Genomic DNA, 14,073 nt, shown 5'->3' on the forward strand with positions numbered 1-14,073 from the left:
ATTCTTGTTTGAGCAAGGGTACAAAACTGAAGAAGTTCGGCACATTTTTAGCTGCCATAAATAAGATTTGAAAATCATTGTGGGTTGGGTGATTCCCAACCCACCCATTATATGTTTGGTTCACTAATCAACCACCTCGACATTAGGGACGCTACCCCTTACGATGATTCATCCGCCTCCCACTCCCTAGGTGCGGATCACAGCAGCCCCCCTTGGCCATTTTGTTTCCTTACCACACGTGACATTAGCTTAACCTCTCGAATCGATCGAGATTTCCAATCATTCCTAAACATTTTCGTGTATGAGCCAATGAAGAGCGCTGATCACCGCAACAACAAGTGATCCATCAAGGTGCGAAACCCCAATCTGTAAAAAACATCATCCATGACCTAACCAAACGGACGAATCAGCCCCTTTTCCTTTCGCTCGATGATACGAATTGCCAAAAAACGAAGCCTTCATCACGGGCTTCGCACGCCATCCAAGGGTGCGACTGGCACTACTCACACCAAGATCGTCAATCGGTTTGGGGCATTCGCTCGTTTGACTGATGGTGCACCCCTTCACGCAAGCGTTTCCGTTCGCCTTCCGCTTGTATGACAAGAAGGAGGAATTATATTGAAGTTATTCTCTAAATTATTATATCATTTTTAGTTTGTTTATTGATGTTATATCTAACGGAACTTTTTACGATAGAGCCTTACGTAACTTCTGGGAACGGAAATCCAGGGCTTCTTATTATTACTCACATTTCGCACCCTTCCGACAAAAATCGGGAGGATTTTTTCGTTCCGACGTCGAATCATCCTTGACAAATAAGGAACGTAAAGGAGTTTTTCTCTTATAGCTGTTCCAGTCGAAGCGGTCTATCACAATTCTTATTTGAATATCATAAGTGCTCTATTCAAGAAACTGGACCTGCCCCAAGTGATTGACCATCTCGTTCCCGTCGATTCACAGTGCCAGACTCGAGTCAGCGAGGCCGTTCAGGCCATCCTCTACAATGGGGTTGACGGTCGGCAAGCTCTCGTTCACTTGGAACATTGGGCTCAGGAGATCGATCTGGAGAAACTCATTCGTTCCGGGCTCCATCCTGGTTGAATGACGATGCCCTGGCTCGTCATCTCGACCGCTTGTATGAGGCCGGTATTCATAAGGCCATCAGCACTTGCTTGATTCAGATGGATCGCAAAGAAGGCCTTCCTCTCTGAGCCTTCCACGCCGATACGACGGACAAGACCGTATGCCCAAGAGATCTTGAAGCTGTATAAAGGGCAGATCTCGGTGGAAATGAACTTCTCTTTCTTGAAAGATCCGTTTTTTCACGGATGAAATTGACGTCAAAAAACCAGAACGGGTCGCCGTATTAGGCTACTTGTTTTTGTTGGCCTTGGCCATTTACCGCGTTTTTCAGCGCCGAGTGCGTCCGTTCATTCCTCCAGAACACCCGTTGAAGGGTCCTGGAGGCCGCAAGCTGACCCGACCGACGGGACAGGCGATTTTTCAGCTGTTTCCATATGTGAACATCGTCTGTTCCAGCTGCCGGATGGGCAAATCCAACGCGCGTTAGGGAAACCGCTCACCCCTGATCAGCGAAGGATTCTGCAAGGATTGGGCATGGATGCGAGCATCTACGTGTAACGTGATACGGAACGACCATCGATGGTCAAAAAAGGATTGCCATCACTCGTTATGTTGGTCGGAAAGCGATTCTAAAAAACGAAATAAAAAATTCTTTCTTTACAACCCTGTTAGGGTGCGAAATGTGAGTTATAACAAATAATACAAAAAGGGGACAAATAGAGAGAAAACAAAAAATGTGGCTGGCCCAAACTTCGACCAGCCTTTGAATGCTTGCCTACTATTCGCTATCTCGCAGCCACCCCCTGACTCTGGCGGATGGCTTGGCGCAAATCGTCTAAAATATCGTCGATCGCTTCGGTGCCGATGGACAGGCGCACAAGGCCCGGAGTAACGCCGGCGGACAGCTGCTCGTCGGGGCTCAGCTGCTCGTGCGTCGTGCTGGCTGGATGGATGATGAGCGATTTCGAATCGCCGATGTTGGCCAAGTGGGAGAACAGCTTGACCGAATCGATCAATTTTTTCCCCGCTTCGACGCCGCCTTTGATTTCAAATGTGACGATCGCTCCTTGCCCGTTTGGCAAATACTTTTTCGCCAGCTCATGCGACGGATGGCTTGGAAGCCCTGGATAGCTGACCGATTCGACGGCCTCTTCCGCTTCCAAAAACTTCGCAACGGCGAGGGCGTTTTCGCTATGGCGCTGCATCCGCAAGTGAAGCGTCTCCAACCCTTGCAACAGCAAAAAGGCGTTAAACGGCGACAGCGCCGCTCCTAAGTCGCGCAACAGCTGAATGCGCGCTTTCGTGATGTACGCCGCTTCGCCGACGGCATCGACATACACCAACCCGTGGTAGCTTGGGTCGGGTTCGGTGAACTCCGGAAACTTGCCGCTTCCTTTCCAGTCAAACTTGCCGCTGTCCACGATGACGCCGCCGATCGAATTGCCGTGCCCGCCGATGAACTTCGTTGCGGAGTGGACGACGATATCGGCGCCGAATTCAATCGGCCGCAGCAAGTACGGGCTGGCGACCGTGTTGTCGACAATGAGCGGAATGGCGTGGCGATGGGCGATGTCGGCGACCGCTTCGATGTCGAGCACATTGGGTTGCCGATCGTTTCGGCAAACACCGCTTTCGTTTTGTCAGTAATGGCCTTTTCAACGTTTTCCGGATCGGACGAGTCGACAAACTTCACCGTAATGCCAAACTTGCGCAGCGTATGGGCGAACAAGTTGTATGTGCCGCCGTAAATGGACGAGGACGAGACGATTTCATCGCCCGCTGAGGCGATGTTGATGATCGAATAAAACACCGCCGCCTGCCCTGATGACAGCGCGAGCGCCCCGACGCCGCCTTCAAGCGCCGCAATCCGCTTTTCCAGCACATCGTTCGTCGGGTTCATAATGCGCGTATAAATAAACCCTTCCTCTTTCAGCCCAAACAAGTTGGCCGCGTGCTCACTGTCGCGAAACACATACGAGCTCGTCTGATAAATCGGCACGGCCCGCGAGCCCGTTTCCGCATCCGGTTTTTGCCCGGCGTGGATGGCGAGCGTTTCCGGACGGAATGTGCGTTCATTGCTCATGGTTTCCTCTCCCCTCTTGTTTTTCGCCTCTCTTCTCAAGCGCTTCCACATCTATCTTCACATTAGTTTCGTCTATCAATAAAAATCTACCATCCGTAATGATCATTGTCAATTTTGTTTTTAGAATAGTCAAAAAATATATAAAGAAAAGAGCTGCCCATTGGCAGCCCTGTCTTTTTCTTATCGTTTATTTATTTCTTCCACTAACAGCTTGTTCACAAGCGGCGGGTTGGCTTGTCCTTTCGTCGCTTTCATCACTTGGCCGACGAGGAAGCCAAGCGCGCGGTCTTTGCCGTTTTTGAAGTCTTCCACCGATTGCGGGTTGGCGTCGAGCACTTCAAGCACGATTTTGCGCAGCGCTCCTTCGTCGGAAATTTGCACGAGCCCTTTTTCTTTGACGATTTTCTCTGGGTCGCCGCCGTGTTCGACGAGCTCTTTGAACACTTTTTTCGCGATTTTCGACGAAATCGTGCCGTTTTGGATCAGTTTGATCATCCCAGCTAGGCTTTCCGGTGTTAAGGCGATGTCATGGAGCTCTTTTTGCTCGGCGTTTAAGTAGCCCGACACTTCGACCATGAGCCAGTTGGACGCCAGTTTCGGGTCAGCGCCGTTGGCGACCGTCGCTTCAAAGAAATCGGCCATTTCTTTCGTCAAGGTAAGCACTTTGGCATCATATTCCGGCAAGCCCCATTCTTCGACATACCGCTTCCGGCGGGCGTCCGGCAGCTCCGGAATCGAGGCGCGGACTCGTTCTTTCCATTCGTCGTCAATGTAGAGCATGACCAAGTCCGGCTCCGGGAAGTAGCGGTAGTCTTCCGATCCTTCTTTGACGCGCATCAAAATCGTCGTTTTCGTCGCTTCGTCAAACCGCCGCGTTTCTTGGCGGATGACGCCGCCGGAGAGCAAAATTTTCTCCTGCCGTTTCGCCTCGTACTCGAGCCCCATGCGGACGAAGTTGAACGAGTTTAAGTTTTTCAATTCGGTTTTCGTGCCGAATTGGTCCGACCCGAGCGGGCGGAGCGAGATGTTCGCATCGCAACGGAGCGACCCTTCTTCCATTTTGCAGTCGGAAACGCCGGTGTATTGGATGATCGCCTTTAATTTTTCCAAATACGCATACGCTTCTTCCGGCGAGCGGATGTCCGGCTCCGAGACGATCTCAATGAGCGGCGTCCCTTGGCGGTTAAAGTCAACAAGCGAGTAGCCGTCGCCTGTGTGCGTCAGTTTGCCCGCGTCTTCCTCAAGGTGAATGCGGGTGATGCCGATTTTTTTCTTTTTCCCGTTCACTTCAATTTCAATCCAGCCGTTTTTGCCGAGCGGCTGGTCGTATTGCGAAATTTGGTACGCTTTCGGGTTGTCCGGATAAAAGTAGTTTTTGCGGTCAAATTTCGTCTCCGTTGCGATTTCGCAGTTGAGCGCCATCGCTGCCTTCATCGCAAATTCGACCGCTTGCCGGTTCAGAACCGGCAGCACGCCCGGATACCCTAAGTCAATGACGTTCGTTTGCGTATTCGGGGGCGCACCGAATGCGTTCGGGCTGCTTGAGAAAATTTTCGATTTCGTTTTCAGCTCGACGTGGACCTCAAGTCCGATCACCGTTTCAAAATTCATCGTCGATCCCCCCCTTACAACACCGGTTTTTGCTTATGGTAGTCGGTCGCTTGTTCAAAGGCGTGAGCGACGCGATAGACCGTGCTTTCATCAAAGTGCTTGCCGATGATTTGCAAGCCGACCGGCAAGCCATCGACAAAGCCGCACGGCACGGAAATCGCCGGCACGCCGGCAAGGTTGACCGGAATCGTCAAAATATCATTCATATACATGGTCAGCGGATCGCTCGTTTTCTCGCCGATTTTAAACGCTGGCGTCGGCGTGGTCGGACCGATGATGACGTCGTATTGTTCAAAGACGTTTTCGAAGTCGCGCTTGATCAGCGTCCGCACTTTTTGCGCTTTTTTGTAATACGCGTCGTAATAGCCTGAGCTTAAGGCAAACGTCCCGAGCATGATGCGGCGCTTGACCTCGTTGCCGAACCCTTCGCTCCGCGTCAGTTTGTACATGTCGATCAAGTTTTTCGCGTTGTCGGTCCGATACCCGTAGCGAACACCGTCAAAGCGGGCAAGGTTGGCCGATGCTTCCGACGAAGCGAGCAAGTAGTATGTCGCCAGCGCGTACTTGGAATGCGGCAGCGACACTTCTTCCCATGCCGCTCCAAGTTTCTCGAGCACGTTGAGCGCGGCAAGCACCGACTGGCGCACGCCTTCATCGACGCCTTCGCCTAAATATTCTTTCGGAACAGCGATTTTCAAGCCTTTGATATCGCCTGTCAACGCCTCGACATAGTTGGGCACCGGGATGTTCGCTGAAGTCGAATCCATCGGGTCAACGCCAGAAATCACTTGCAGCAAGTAGGCGTTATCTTCCACTGTGCGCGTAATCGGGCCGATTTGGTCGAGCGATGACGCGAACGCGACGAGCCCGAAGCGTGACACGCGGCCGTACGTCGGCTTCAATCCGACAACCCCGCAAAATGCCGCTGGCTGGCGGATCGAACCGCCCGTATCCGAGCCGAGCGAAAACGGTACTTCGCCTGCTGCCACCGCCGCCGCCGAACCGCCGCTTGAACCGCCCGGCACGCGCTCTAAATCCCACGGGTTGCGCGTCAGCTGAAATCCGGAGTTTTCCGTCGATGAGCCCATAGCGAACTCGTCCATATTCAGCTTCCCGATCGTAATCGCGCCCGCGGCGTTCAGCCGCTCCATGACGGTCGCATCGTAAATCGGGTCAAAGTTATATAAAATTTTGCTGGCGCATGTCGTACGCAATCCTTTGGTGACAATGTTGTCCTTAATGCCGATCGGCAAGCCAAACAGCGGGTGGGTTTCCTCGCCTTTTGTCAGCTTGTCGTCAAGCTCTTTCGCTTTCGCCCGCGCTTGCTCTTCGTTTAACGTTAAAAACGCCTGCACCTTTTCTTCCACTTCACCAATGCGGCGATACGATTCCTCTACCAATTCGGAAACCAATACCTCTTTTTTCTGCAGCAGCGTATGTAATTCCGACACCGTATGGTCCAAGAGCGACATAAATCCCCCTCCTTACTCTAAAATAGCGGGCACGCGGAACTGACCGTCTTGCTGATCCGGCGCGTTTTTCAACACTTCCTCGCGCGGCAGTCCAGGCGCTGGAATGTCCTCGCGCATCACGTTTCTCATATCAAGCACATGCGAAGTCGGCGGTACGTTTTCGGTATCCAATTCATTCAACTGCTCGGCAAACGTAATGATGGCATCAAGCTGTTTCGTAAACATCTCCGCCTCTTCCTCCGTAATCGCCAACCGCGCCAAGTCGGCGACATGCTTCACTTGGTCAATGGAAATTCGCGACATCGTGTTCACCTCCGATATAGTCGACCTTTCACAATACTATGATGATACCAAAATAAAAGGAAATAAAGCAACATTCCGGCTAACATTTCCTTTGTTGTCCATTGACAAATTCGAACATATGTACTATAATGGCCATAATGTATGAAAAAGGGGGATGATGACGATGAGTGAAGAGTTGTTCGCTCAAGTGCTCGACCGCTTGAACGCCATGGACGGGACGCTGCAAAAGCTCGTGGAAGGCCAAGAGCGGCTCGAGCGTGAACAAATCGCCATTCGCCAGGAACAAGAAGAAATCCGAAAAGAGCAGCAGGAAATCCGTTTGGAACAACAGCGTCTACGCCAAGAACAAGATTCGCTTCGCGCCGGGCAAAAGGAATTGAACGGCATCGTGGCCGCTCTTCTCCACCGCCAAGACGAAACAGACGCCAAACTAGAAGCTCTCGCCGCTGATGTCCACCATCTTCACCAAGAATTTGCCTCATTGAAACAAACGGTGGACCGCCTCGAACAGAAGATGGATTCCCGCTATGAGCAATTGGCTGCCCAAATCGAAGACATCAAGCTGGACTTGAATTTTATCGCCCACCGCACCGTCGATAACGAACGCATCATCTACAAGCTTAAAGAAATGCTGTTCCGCTAATCGACCTTCTCTATAAGGGGGAAGTTCGCCGCCATGAACGTCGCGTTTGACCATCTCGTCCACCTGACCGAGCACCCGGAACAGGCGAAAGACTCATTTGAACAGTTAGGGTTTACGGCCATCCACGGCGGCCGCCATTTGTCATGGGGAACGTATAACGCGTTATGCTATTTCGCGCCGCTAAGCTACATCGAATGGATCGGCATCGCCGATGAGCAGACAGCGAACACCTGCCAAAATCCGCTCATTGCCCAACTTGTCGCTGATCGCCAGGAGGGAAACGGCTTTTCACAATTCGCATTTCGGACGGACGATATCCAACAGCTGGCCGCACAGCTCAAAAGCAAGGGATTCACTCCGATCGGCCCGCTCCCTGGCGGCCGCCAACGCGATGACGGCAAGTTATTGACGTGGTCCATGCTTTTTCTTGAAAACGACATCAACGGTGCGTTCCGCTACCCGTTTTTCATCCAGTGGGGCGACCGCGATGACGTGCGGGTGAAGGAGTTGGCGCCGCTCATGCGCCATCCGATCGGATCTCCCTCCCTGTCGTCCATCAGCATCTATACGCTTGATATCGACCGCGCCATCAGCGGCTACCGTCGGCTGTTTGACCTGCCGGACCCTAATGTTGGCCACGATGAGGCGGGGACCTATGCCGGGCTAACGGTTGGCGGCGTCACCCTCCGCTTTTACCAAGCAGACGAAACCCCGTCGACAAGGCCGTTTGCCTGCCGCATCATCGGCAGCAAGCCGCAGCGCCGCCTCGAGCTGGCTGGAGGAACGTATATCTTTTCCGAATCGTAACGGATACTTCCACATATCCCCCTTTGCCGCTGAATAAAATGGAGTAACCGCATTTTCGCCATCGCAACAGGCAGATAGAAAAGGGGGAGTCCACTAATGTCCCATCCATATGTTTCTCCAAAACTATCGATGGAAACGATGGTCTCGATCATTCGCCATGGCTTAAAGAAAACCGCAACGCCCCAACATATCATTATCATCGGCGCCGGAATGGCCGGGCTTGTCGCAGCGTCATTGCTGAAGCAAGCCGGGCATCGCGTCACGATTCTTGAAGCGTCCGAGCGAGTCGGCGGCCGCATCTACACGCTTCGCTCCGACTTTCGCAACGACCAGTATCTTGAGGCTGGGGCGATGCGCATCCCTCACACCCATCAATTGACATTGGAATATATCCAAAAATTCAACTTGCCGCTCCACCCGTTTATCAACAGCACCCCGCGCGACATTTTATATTTTCGCGGCGTCAAAGCGCGCCTTAGCGAATACGAGCGCCATCCCGACCTCTTCGGCTTTCCCGTCGCCCCTCACGAACGAGGCAAAACCGCTTCCGAGCTGTTGCAAATGGCTATTCGTCCGGTCATTCAATTCATTGAACAAAATCCAGAACAACATTGGCCGATTGTCATCGAACGGCTCGACCGCTACTCGCTGGACGCCTATTTGCGCTACAACCCGTTCGGCCTACCGTTGTCCGTGGGAGCCATCGATATGATCAAAGCCGTTCTCTCGTTGGAAGGATTCCCCGAACTTTCGTTTCTTGAGATGTTGCGTGAACTGATGGTGCTGTTTACGCCGAATATTCGCTTTTATGAAATTGCCGGCGGCAACGATCGGCTTCCGAAAGCTTTTTTGCCGCAGCTGAAGGACGAGATTCTCTTTAGCCATAAAGTGCAAAAAATCGTTCAAAACAAAAACAGCGTCACGGTGCACGCCACCCATACAAAAATTTTTCAGCCGTTTCAAATCACGGCCGATCGAGTGATCGTCACCATCCCGTTTTCGATTTTGCAGTTTGTCGACATCGAACCGCGCCATTCGTTTTCCGAACACAAATGGAAGGCTATTCGCGAACTTCATTATGCCGGTTCAACGAAAACCGGCATCCAGTTTAAAACACGATTTTGGGAAAAAGAAGGGATGTTCGGAGGAAAAACCGTCTCCGACCTGCCGATTACGTATACGCAATATCCAAGCCAAGGCATTGGCACGGCAGGACCTGGCGTCGTATTGGCCAGCTATACGTGGGAAGACGACACGATCCCGTGGGACAGCTTAAGCGATGAAGAGCGGCTTGAATATACGTTAAAAAACTTAGCCGTCATCCATGGCGAACAAGTCTACCGTGAATTTGAAACGGGAACGAGCCATAGTTGGGTGCGCTATCCGTACTCCGGCGGCGCCTTCACGATGATGAAGCCGAACCAAGTGACGGAGCTGTCGCCGTATATCGCGACTCCCGAAGGAAGGGTCCATTTTGCCGGTGAACATGCGTCCACTCATCACGGCTGGATTCAAGGAGCAATTGAATCCGGCATCTGCGCCGCGTATGAAGTGAACAACTCGCCAGCTTAGCAGCATCTCTGTCGGCGGAGCGGTCAACCGCTCCTTCATGTTCCAGAACAGTGATGATGGCGGAACGTCTTCATCCGCTCATACAGCGTCGAAACATCCGCAGCGCTGACAATCAGATCGAGATCTTCCAGCGCGGCAAATCCGTTTTCGACCGTATGCCGAAGCAAGTCAAGGAGCGGGTCGAAAAAGCCGTCGACATTGAGCAGGCCGATCGGTTTTTGGTGAAGGCCGACGCGCGACCACGAGAGCACTTCAAACAGTTCTTCGTACGTTCCGTATCCCCCGGGCAGAGCGATAAACCCGTCGGCCGCCTCGTTCATTTTCGCCTTGCGCGTATGCATCGTATCGACGACCAACAACTCGCTCAACCGATCATGCGCCACTTCCCGATCTTTCAAAAACTGCGGAATAATCCCGATAACGCGCCCTTGGTGGCTTAGCACGGCCTCGGCCACCTCTCCCATCAGCCCGGCCTTTCCGCCGCCGTAAATGAGCGTAATGCCACAGCGGGCGAAAAACGCTCCGAGCTCCCGCGCCGCTTCTTTATATTTGCCGTTCTGTCCATAGCTTGATCCACAAAACACACAAATGGCTTTCATTGATATCCACACCTTTACCCGCGTATTTTTGGAACAAACGCCCCCGTTTGGATCCCATCATGACAAAGGCAACCGTTTCCATCCGATGTCAAAAAAATGTCTCTGAACCATCATTTTACCAATCCTCCGTCCGTCAGGCAAAGCGCTATTTCCACTGACTCGCTCCATGTTAGGCGAAACCGACACGCAGCGTTATGGATTGCGCATTGATCGAATACAATCACCGCAGCCATGTTCACAGACTTAGAAGGCTGGTGAAAAACAGCGATCGCCTCTGGCTGACGTCGGATGACGTGAAACGAGAAGCTGATACCAAAAGGTTTGTCTATTTGAGAAACAAGGCGGTGAAGCAACCTGCTCCTTTAATCACCGGGCTTTTAGAGCCGCTCTCTTAGCCGCCCCGAACCTTTGATCGTCTAAACAAGTCGTCTCTTGTTATTCGGTCATGGCCTAAAAGGCTGGTGATTTAATGAGAAAACCAGTGCAAAACCGATTCTTATCAAATTGAGAAGCCTTGTAAAATCGGCTTTTTTCCGACGAACTCCATCGATTTCACAAACATCATCGTTTGTCACCGGCCTTCTAAACGCTTCACATCAACAAAACATCCTCCCCAGCTGGTCCGGAGAGGATATTGCGTCATGGTTGGTTCGTCATCTATTGATAAATATGCACAAACGGCTCGTTCGCTTTCGCTTCACGTACGATCAGGCTTTCCGGCTGGCCCGCTGAAGAAATGTAGACGTTGACCGTGATGTAGTCCGGAAATTTTTCCATCACAAGACCGGTCACGTATTGGGTAAACCCGATCACTTCCGCTTTCCCATAAAACGGAATCGTCATGTTGATCGTCAGCTTTTGGAGCTGATCGTTGACATACAGCCCTTTGCCGACGATGCCGGTGTAGTTCGGGAAAAAGTCCTCAACGTCTGATTTAAAATTATTGAATTTCAGCCAGTCGTCGCGGTGGTTTTCTTCCGCTTCATCAGACGGGAATAAGTAATATTCCTCGTTCACCGCTTCCCATTTGTCAATCGTGCTGCTTCCTTCATCGATATGGGTGACGGCGAAAAAATGCCCCGGGGTGACGGACGAGCGCGGCGCTTGTTTGTATAGGGCAATCGTGATTGGCACACTGCCAAGTCCTTTTATATTTCGCAACCGTTTCAGCACCTCGGCGGCAATCCGCTTTCCTTCCCGTTCAATGACATCGTCTTTGATTTTCACCTCGCGCGGATAGCCTTGCTCGGTCGAATAATAGTGGACGGAGTTTAACGCCAGGCCAATGGCGACACCGCCGAGTCTCACCTTATCGTTGTCCACTTTCACTAAATAGTCGTGTTCCAAAATACTCGCCAAATAAATCGGGCTTTGCTTATTTTTTTGCTCGTTCGTTCCCGTATCGCTAATCGGCGGATTTAAGCCGATGTTGTCTTCCGGCTTCATTTTCTCTTCTTTCAGCTGGCTGTTCGTCCGCTTACGGGCGAGCCATTTTCCAACTGTCTCACCGTCTAAATATTGCCCCTCTTGGAACAAGTAATCATCCGGAGAAAATTGTTCGGAGGCCAAGCGCATGAGCCCGGTCTCAAATTCATCGACATCAAGGCGCGTATTTAAATCGTTGACCACCTGTCCGCGCGCACCGGACGGTTTAAACGGCAAGATGACGCGATAATGCGAATCGGAAATGTTGTATTTTGGAATGACGGCTTCTTGCTCTTTGCTTCCTTTTTCTTGTACCACTTCTTCGCCCTCGTCAAATTTTGGCGCGCACGCGGACAACAAACAGGTGGAGGCGAGCCCAAAGGCGGCGAGCCGCTTTCGGGCCCGCTTTGTCCAACAGCGGGCAACCAAGCTGCTAATGATTGAGATTCGTTTCATTGTTCCCCCCTGCTTATCTCTTGCAAAAATCGTGTTTCATCCCAAATTTCGATGCCAAGTTGCTGGGCTTTATCGAGTTTCGACCCTGCCTCTTCGCCGGCGATGACGATGTCGGTGCTGCGGCTGACGCTGCCGGTGACACGACCGCCAAGCCGCTCGATTTGTTCTTTCGCTTCATTGCGTGACATCGATGCGAGCTTGCCGGTCAAGACGACTGTTTTGCCAGCCAGCACCGATGAGGATGGCGTTTCAGCTGTCCGTTTCCGTCCTTTGTATGCCATGTTGACGCCGTAGGCGCGCAACTCCTTCAACAGCTCGGCCGCTTCCGGCTGGGCAAAATAAGCAGTGACCGAGTCAGCCATTTTTTCACCGATTTCCGGCACGGCCATCAACTCATCTTTTGTCGCTGTCTCGAGCCGCTCCATCGTTTCGAAATGTTCGGCCAACAGCTGGGCGGCTTTTGCCCCGACGTAGCGGATGCCAAGGCCGAACAACAGACGCTCAAGCGAGTTTTGCTTTGATGCTTCGATCGCTGCGAGCAAATTCGCTGCCGACTTTTCGCCCATCCGCTCCAGACTGACAAGCTGTTCTTTCGTCAGCCGGTACAAATCAGCGACATCGCGGACAAGGCCGGCGTTAAACAGTTGGGTAACGACTTTTTCTCCTAACCCTTCTATGTTCATTGCCGACCTTGACGCAAAGTGAATGAGCCGTTCGCGCAGCTGAGCCGGGCATTTCGGGTTTAAGCAGCGGAGCGCCACTTCCCCCTCCAGGCGAACAAGTTCGCTTTCGCATTCCGGACAGTGCGTCGGCATCGTAAACGGCACTTCGTCCCCGTCGCGCCGATCGACGACGACACCAACGACTTCCGGGATGATATCGCCCGCCTTTTTAATAATGACAGCATCGCCAATGCGGATATCTTTCTCACGAATAAAATCTTCGTTATGAAGGGTGGCGCGTTGCACGGTCGTTCCGGCAACGCGAACGGGCTCCAAGATCGCAGTCGGGGTGACAACGCCGGTGCGGCCGACATTCACCTCGATGCCGATGAGCGTGGTGACCACCTCTTCAGCTGGGAATTTGTAGGCGATCGCCCAACGTGGACTTTTCGCTGTCGCCCCGAGCTGTCGTTGTTGAGCAAACGAATCAACTTTAATGACGATGCCGTCGATCTCGTACGGCAGTTGCGGCCGTTTTTCGTGCCACTCGTTGACAAACGCGATCACTTCATCGATCGTGGCGCAGCGCCGCCGCTCCGGATTCACTTTGAACCCGAGCGTCTGCAAGTAGCCAAGCGCCGCGCTATGCGATTCAATGCCCAGCTCCTCGGCATTGGCTAGCCCATAGACGAACAAATCGAGCTGACGCGAGGCCGCCACTTTCGGATCGAGCTGGCGGAGCGAGCCCGCCGCGGCGTTGCGCGGATTGGCAAACAGTTCTTCTCCGCGCGCTTGGCGCTCCTTGTTGAGACGCAAAAATGACGCTTTCGGCATGAACGCCTCGCCGCGCGCCTCCAGCGACACCGGCTCGTTGAGGCGCAGCGGCAGCGAGCGGATCGTCTTCAAATTTTCCGTAATGTCTTCCCCTGTCGTTCCGTCGCCGCGCGTCGCCCCTTGGACGAAATAACCGTCTTCATAGCGGACCGAGACGGCAAGGCCATCAATTTTCAATTCACACACATACGCCGTCTCACCGACTTCTTGGCGGACGCGGCGGTCAAAATCGCGCAAGTCGCCTTCGTGAAACGCGTTCGCTAAGCTCATCATCGGGACTCGATGCGTCACCTTGCGAAACGCCTCAAGCGGCGGGCCGCCGATGCGCTGAGTCGGCGAATCGCTCGTTTTTAGCTCCGGATACTGTTCCTCAATGGCGATGAGCTCTTGCATCAACCGGTCGTACTCGGCATCCGGGACAGACGGCCGGTCAAGCACATAATATTCATATCCGTAGCGGTTTAACCGTTCGCGCAGCTCGGCCGCGCGCCGTTCGGCTTGTTGGCGGTCCATACGTTCACCC

Annotated in this window: 9 protein-coding genes and 3 pseudogenes; 5 read left to right on the top strand and 7 right to left on the bottom strand. The window is 52.7% G+C overall.

Going from position 1 to position 14,073, the window contains the following annotated elements; all coding sequences use genetic code 11:
• Positions 1 to 395: 395 nt before the first annotated feature.
• A pseudogene (locus IC803_RS15555) lies at positions 396 to 604 on the top strand (IS701 family transposase); the annotation flags it as partial.
• A gap of 239 nt (positions 605 to 843) precedes the next feature.
• Positions 844 to 1,641: pseudogene (locus IC803_RS15560) on the top strand (DUF4277 domain-containing protein).
• 227 nt (positions 1,642 to 1,868) lie between these two features.
• On the opposite strand, the pseudogene IC803_RS15565 reads toward IC803_RS15560, so the two are convergent.
• The 4 genes and pseudogenes from IC803_RS15565 to gatC form a co-directional block, all read right to left on the bottom strand.
• A pseudogene (locus IC803_RS15565) lies at positions 1,869 to 3,166 on the bottom strand (homocysteine synthase).
• 180 nt (positions 3,167 to 3,346) lie between these two features.
• Positions 3,347 to 4,777: an Asp-tRNA(Asn)/Glu-tRNA(Gln) amidotransferase subunit GatB gene (gene gatB / locus IC803_RS15570; RefSeq protein WP_081211055.1), complete on the bottom strand. Its 1,431-nt coding sequence runs from the start codon at positions 4,775 to 4,777 to the stop codon at positions 3,347 to 3,349.
• A gap of 14 nt (positions 4,778 to 4,791) precedes the next feature.
• On the bottom strand, positions 4,792 to 6,249 hold the full coding sequence (gatA, locus tag IC803_RS15575) for an Asp-tRNA(Asn)/Glu-tRNA(Gln) amidotransferase subunit GatA (RefSeq protein WP_081211057.1): 1,458 nt from the start codon (positions 6,247 to 6,249) through the stop codon (positions 4,792 to 4,794).
• 12 nt (positions 6,250 to 6,261) lie between these two features.
• Positions 6,262 to 6,552, bottom strand: coding sequence for an Asp-tRNA(Asn)/Glu-tRNA(Gln) amidotransferase subunit GatC (gene gatC, locus IC803_RS15580; RefSeq protein WP_081211065.1), 291 nt, complete (start codon positions 6,550 to 6,552; stop codon positions 6,262 to 6,264).
• 157 nt (positions 6,553 to 6,709) lie between these two features.
• Between gatC and IC803_RS15585 the strand changes: the two genes are divergently transcribed.
• The 3 genes from IC803_RS15585 (at position 6,710) to IC803_RS15595 (ending at position 9,574) form a co-directional block, all read left to right on the top strand.
• Positions 6,710 to 7,195, top strand: a complete 486-nt coding sequence (locus tag IC803_RS15585; protein ID WP_081211107.1) for a hypothetical protein — start codon at positions 6,710 to 6,712, stop codon at positions 7,193 to 7,195.
• Positions 7,196 to 7,228: 33 nt separating this feature from the next.
• Entirely contained in the window at positions 7,229 to 8,002 is a 774-nt protein-coding gene (locus tag IC803_RS15590) for a VOC family protein (protein WP_081211067.1), read from the top strand.
• 96 nt (positions 8,003 to 8,098) lie between these two features.
• Positions 8,099 to 9,574, top strand: coding sequence for a flavin monoamine oxidase family protein (locus tag IC803_RS15595; RefSeq protein ID WP_081211069.1), 1,476 nt, complete (start codon positions 8,099 to 8,101; stop codon positions 9,572 to 9,574).
• A 35-nt stretch (positions 9,575 to 9,609) separates the two neighbouring features.
• Here IC803_RS15595 and IC803_RS15600 read toward each other — a convergent pair whose 3' ends face one another.
• The 3 genes from IC803_RS15600 to ligA all read right to left on the bottom strand — a co-directional run bounded on the left by IC803_RS15600 (position 9,610) and on the right by ligA (position 14,063).
• The gene (locus IC803_RS15600) at positions 9,610 to 10,173 is read right to left on the bottom strand and encodes an LOG family protein (RefSeq protein WP_081211071.1); all 564 of its coding nucleotides are present in this window, start codon (positions 10,171 to 10,173) and stop codon (positions 9,610 to 9,612) included.
• A 657-nt stretch (positions 10,174 to 10,830) separates the two neighbouring features.
• Positions 10,831 to 12,054, bottom strand: coding sequence for a CamS family sex pheromone protein (locus IC803_RS15605; RefSeq protein ID WP_081211075.1), 1,224 nt, complete (start codon positions 12,052 to 12,054; stop codon positions 10,831 to 10,833).
• Complete coding sequence (ligA, locus tag IC803_RS15610) at positions 12,051 to 14,063, bottom strand: NAD-dependent DNA ligase LigA (RefSeq protein WP_081211077.1); 2,013 nt, start codon at positions 14,061 to 14,063, stop codon at positions 12,051 to 12,053. The genes IC803_RS15605 and ligA overlap by 4 nt, the downstream gene beginning before the upstream one ends.
• Positions 14,064 to 14,073: the final 10 nt, after the last annotated feature.

The organism is Geobacillus sp. 46C-IIa, from assembly GCF_014679505.1.
Taxonomy (GTDB): domain Bacteria; phylum Bacillota; class Bacilli; order Bacillales; family Anoxybacillaceae; genus Geobacillus.

What these genes read in the sequence shown, in the direction of transcription:
- gatB (WP_081211055.1), bottom strand. Translation starts at nt 4,777, where the DNA reads ATGAATTTTGAAACGGTGATCGGACTTGAGGTCCACGTCGAGCTGAAA.
- gatA (WP_081211057.1), bottom strand. Translation starts at nt 6,249, where the DNA reads ATGTCGCTCTTGGACCATACGGTGTCGGAATTACATACGCTGCTGCAG.
- gatC (WP_081211065.1), bottom strand. Translation starts at nt 6,552, where the DNA reads ATGTCGCGAATTTCCATTGACCAAGTGAAGCATGTCGCCGACTTGGCG.
- IC803_RS15585 (WP_081211107.1), top strand. Translation starts at nt 6,710, where the DNA reads ATGACGATGAGTGAAGAGTTGTTCGCTCAAGTGCTCGACCGCTTGAAC.
- IC803_RS15590 (WP_081211067.1), top strand. Translation starts at nt 7,229, where the DNA reads ATGAACGTCGCGTTTGACCATCTCGTCCACCTGACCGAGCACCCGGAA.
- IC803_RS15595 (WP_081211069.1), top strand. Translation starts at nt 8,099, where the DNA reads ATGTCCCATCCATATGTTTCTCCAAAACTATCGATGGAAACGATGGTC.
- IC803_RS15600 (WP_081211071.1), bottom strand. Translation starts at nt 10,173, where the DNA reads ATGAAAGCCATTTGTGTGTTTTGTGGATCAAGCTATGGACAGAACGGC.
- IC803_RS15605 (WP_081211075.1), bottom strand. Translation starts at nt 12,054, where the DNA reads ATGAAACGAATCTCAATCATTAGCAGCTTGGTTGCCCGCTGTTGGACA.
- ligA (WP_081211077.1), bottom strand. Translation starts at nt 14,063, where the DNA reads ATGGACCGCCAACAAGCCGAACGGCGCGCGGCCGAGCTGCGCGAACGG.